Raw genomic sequence first — 4,450 nt, forward strand, 5'->3', positions numbered from 1 at the left:
GGGGAGGTGTGTGCCCTAGCTCCATAGGATTTTCACGGTAAAGCAGGAATCCAGTTTTCATGGCAAAACGTGATCATAGTGGGTTGTCCAGCCCTTGAGTCTCTCATGTCGAACTTGCAGGGATAGAAAAGTGGTATTATCCCTTATTCCTAAAAGACTGGATTCCTGCTTTCGCAGGAATGACAGACAAAAAATACATAGTGCGTTTGCCCTGGGGGCGAAGGATGTTTAGCAGCAACAGGATAGAGTTCGAGAAGAGTACCGTAACGAAAATGGTGGGGTTTTACTGTAAGAAGCTCCATCACTCAGAGGGTGTCCTTTGCCCTGAATGTGCGGCGCTGCTTGAGTATTCCCACAAGCGCCTTGATAAGTGCGTGTATCAAAACGATAAACCTACGTGTTCAAAGTGTACGATACACTGCTATAAGCCCGACAAACGGCAGCAAATCAGGGCTGTGATGAGGTACTCACAGCCGCGAATGCTGCTTAGGCGGCCAGATTTGGTAATTTTGCACGCCATTGAGGGCCTTTTTAACAAGTTTAATAAGAAGAAAGCGTCTGGGAAACGTCATATTTACAAATGATAGTTACTGACCATGCTGCAACCTGCGCATATCGCCCTTATTTCACAACGCCATTATAAAATCCACCCTCGTAGATTGCCTTGTAGGCCGCATCTCCCATAATCTCCCGTGGGGTGCGCCTGAGGTTATTCTCTGCCTCGGCAAGTAGGTTGTCTTTATTTGCCATCAAACCGTTATTAATCAGAAACTCTGCCGCCAGATTGGCCATGAGAAAGTGTGTGAGCGGGTTCCAGTGCCCGTCGCAGCGATACGAGAAATATGGATACGGCAGGTTATGGTCATCCCTGTAACGCCTGAAAAACGGTTCGGGGTTATAGAAAATAATATTATTCTTTTGAGCAGTCTGAGCAAGCCATCTGACGGGATATTCGGGGTCAAACCCCTTTGGGGCCTCCACGCCGAGGGTTTTTTTCAGCTCCTCATCCACGCTTTTGACCATTCGTATATGTTCCACAACCGGAATCAGTATCAGTGTGGCGTTGTCCCTGTCGGTTTCCCGCTTAAGCTCTTTCAGGAAATACTCCGTAAGCGCCCATGCCTCCGGCCAATCGCCATTTGGGGGCATGTAGGCATAGTAATCATCCGGCAGCACACTAATTTTCTCTTTGGAGCGGGCGTCTATTCTGTGCTGTAAAAACACGGTCTTTATAAACAATGAGGTCTTGTAATACCTGTAGAGAAAGTTAACTAAAGACTTAATCTTCTTTTGGCCTTTTTTTTCATCTACAACGACAGCGCCGTTTTCTATGCTGGCACACGATAGCATTGAACCCCCTGACAGCAGTTTGCAGGAGTTGCCGTTTACATCGTTAAACGTACAAAAAAACAAGAGGACTATCTTAGGCTTATAACTCCTTACATCTCTTACATACTGAAGGTACTCATGGATAGTGCCGTAGCCACTTACGCCGAAATTTAATACGTCCACATGTAAAACCCCCCTTAGGGCGGCGGCGAAATAGGTATTTTCAGCAACCTGCTTGCCCTCCACGAAGGAATCCCCAAGTACCGCTATCCTCGTCGTGCCTAACTTATCCCATTCATAGCTCCTGTAGCCGACAGAGTTTATCTTTATCTCAGGGATGTTATAGCAGGAGTTCCTGAACGAGGCGTTTTGATTAGGCTCAGGGGTCAGGATATTCTTGTCTTGCGTGTAACGATAATATATGTTGTTGCCGTACTCCGTGTACCAGCTTGGGAAGAGCCTTAAAAGGGCCTCGGCAAGCAGGGCGGTTAATCCAACCACAAATAAAATGGCAAGCAGAGCCAGCCGGAGCTTTCTCACGCTCAACCGCTGTTAACCGGTTTAAACAAGGGTTTCTTATAAATGCCTTTTCTGACATTCTCGGCAACAATGGTCATAATCATCGCAAAATGAGACGGGTATTTTGATACGTAACCCTCAAGGATGGACACAAGCCTTTGTGTATATTCGGCCACGGTGCCGATGTCCCTGGGAAGGCCTTCCGCAAAGATGGGCCTTTCAAACACCAGCCTGTGTGTATCGTCTTGCTGCCTGATAATATAAGTCGGCAGGATGGTGGCCCCTGTCTTAATGGCCAGCTTTAGGATACCCTGTGAGAAATGGGCGGTTCTACCAAAGAATTGGACGTCAACCCATACATCCCCAGCCCTTCCATCAAGGGCCATGGCGATAAGTTCATTGTTCTTCAGTGCGTTAAATATAGGCCTCAGGCCGTTTTCGCTGAAGATAAACCTGACCGGCAGTTTGGCGTTTTCACTATGCCTCGCCCGTAAGATCATCTTTTGAATCTTATTTCTGTAGGGCGACGGCCCGACAATCTGGCTTATGCGGTAACCTTTGAAGGCAAGCGCCGGCAATATCATGAAAAATGAGCCGAAATGAGACAACAGAATTATCGTCCCCCTCCCCTTGTCAACACTCTCTTTGAGATTGTCACACCCCTCGTACGTTATAATGCGCTCAATTGTCTCCTTCGACAGCGTCCCTAAGAGGAGTTCTTCCATACGCCTCTTTAAATCATATACGATGGTCTGCTCTGACAGCCTGTCCAACTCCCTGAGATTATCTTTATCAGGCACAATACAGACAAGCTGCTCCTTTATCTTATCCCTGAGTTCCTTATAGAAAATACAGACAAGCGAGGCCAATAGCCTCGTTATTGAGTATGCCATCTTCAATGGCAGGAGCTTTGCCACTGCCCTCAGGGGAAACCAAAACACCCACATCCCTATGTCAAAAATTGATTCCTTTAATCTCATCCTCAGACGTGCGGCCTCTCTCCTTTGAGCTTGTTTACAATACGGAATGCGGCGCGGCCCGCGGGTTTTATTAGCTCATCGGCTAAAAAGGCCAAAATATCAAAGGCCAGGGTTGCATACCACAGCCTCTTAGGGACGTAGAAGAGTTTTAACAAATCCTCCTCCTTCTCCGGCAGCATATCAAGCCCCTCTGTTATTATACCCTCTTTCAACGCAATGTCGTAAACAGCCGTATGAGGCTCGATTCGTATCCAGCCCAACCCCACAGAGGCCCTGGCAAATATGGCCAGCGGTATTTTAAAATACAAGTAGATAGTCCTTAACACCGCCCACAAATCCATACCGGGATACGCGCAGAAGAAATTATATGTAGCGACAATGCCCTTAGTCTTGCGCATAACCTTTATACTGTTTTTGACCTCTTTGTAGGTGATTCCTTTTTGCAGATATCTTAATCCCTCATCCGTTACGGCATCGGGCGACAACCCGACATGCACGCAACCGGCCTCCTTCATCAGATGCATAAACTCCACTGTCAGCATCTTTGGGGTCAACCACGCTCCCCATTTTATTCGCAGCTTCCTTCGTATAATCTCATTACAGATTTCCCTTGCGTGCCTCTCTGGCAGATTAAACACGCTGTCAACAAAGACAAAGCTCTTAAGTCCATAATTTTCAATCATATGCCCTATCTCATCTACGACTTCCACAGGGCTGCGAAGCCTCACGCTGTCGTTGTTCAGAAATGGGTAGCTGCAGTACGTACACTTAAACACACAGCCACGCTTGCTCTGTACACCTAAGATATTATAATAGTCCCCAATGTAACTCTTCGTGTCAATCACGCGAGGTCCCCTGTCAGGCATGGGAATCCTGCTAAAATCAGGGGTGGGCCTTGTGCCGGTAAAGATTGCCTCAGAGGCGTTTTGTGCGCCGTTTCCGCGGTAAAAAATGCCTTTAACCGTCTCGGGCCTATCCAGATTATCAAGCAGTTGCACAATTGCCTCATCTCCCTCAAGGAATACGCCATAGTCAATTTCCGGAATCCTGTTCATTATTTCCATTGCGTAAAGGGAAAACCCTGACCCACCCGCTATTATTTTTGCTGTTGGGCAGGTCTCCTTAATGGCATTTATCGTAGGCCTTACAGTATTAAACTGAATATGCAAGTCGCGCCGTTGAGTCGTATCAAGATTTCTTATTGACAACCCCACGATGTCTGGATTGAATCTGACTATCTCTTTTTTTAATTCCTCCAAAGAGCCCGGGTATTCAAAACTATTCGGATTGAATATCCTGACGCTGTGCGCCTTCAGGGCAGCCGCGACATACGAAAGCCCTATAGGATAAAGCGGTATATGATATGCCCTGACTCCTTCGTCTTGCTGAACCAACAGTACATTCATTAGCAGTCCTCTACACAGCCTATTGTATGGTTTACCCGCCTCGTATGTCAACCCCCGTAGCAGGGCAAACGCACTAGAAAAATAAAGCAAAAGATACCTATGCAATCATTCCGGCTTGTCCGGAATCGTCCCTTTAGTGAGAGTTTCATAATGATTGTGCATATTCTGAGATATAAGGACAATAGGGGTAGGGAAGGCTCTCACCTCCCCTCCCTC

General features: G+C 47.0%; 4 protein-coding genes. 1 reads left to right on the forward strand and 3 read right to left on the reverse strand.

Annotation, left to right across the window (positions count from 1 at the left end; translation table 11 throughout):
* Positions 1-224 precede the first annotated feature (224 nt).
* Entirely contained in the window at positions 225-584 is a 360-nt protein-coding gene (locus AB7D94_RS16535; RefSeq protein ID WP_420267162.1) for a nitrous oxide-stimulated promoter family protein, read from the forward strand.
* A 37-nt stretch (positions 585-621) separates the two neighbouring features.
* Here AB7D94_RS16535 and AB7D94_RS16540 read toward each other — a convergent pair whose 3' ends face one another.
* The 3 genes from AB7D94_RS16540 to AB7D94_RS16550 are packed head-to-tail and all read right to left on the reverse strand — an operon-like array spanning position 622 to position 4,234.
* Positions 622-1,869 (reverse strand): SGNH/GDSL hydrolase family protein, encoded by a 1,248-nt coding sequence (locus AB7D94_RS16540; RefSeq protein ID WP_420267163.1) that lies wholly within the window; start codon positions 1,867-1,869, stop codon positions 622-624.
* Positions 1,870-1,871: 2 nt separating this feature from the next.
* Positions 1,872-2,828: a lysophospholipid acyltransferase family protein gene (locus AB7D94_RS16545; RefSeq protein WP_420267164.1), complete on the reverse strand. Its 957-nt coding sequence runs from the start codon at positions 2,826-2,828 to the stop codon at positions 1,872-1,874.
* Positions 2,829-2,830: 2 nt separating this feature from the next.
* Positions 2,831-4,234, reverse strand: coding sequence for a B12-binding domain-containing radical SAM protein (locus AB7D94_RS16550; RefSeq protein ID WP_420267166.1), 1,404 nt, complete (start codon positions 4,232-4,234; stop codon positions 2,831-2,833).
* Positions 4,235-4,450: the final 216 nt, after the last annotated feature.

The sequence above is a fragment of the Candidatus Magnetominusculus dajiuhuensis genome (genome assembly GCF_046044395.1).
GTDB classification, from domain to species: Bacteria; Nitrospirota; Thermodesulfovibrionia; order Thermodesulfovibrionales; family Magnetobacteriaceae; genus Magnetominusculus; species Magnetominusculus dajiuhuensis.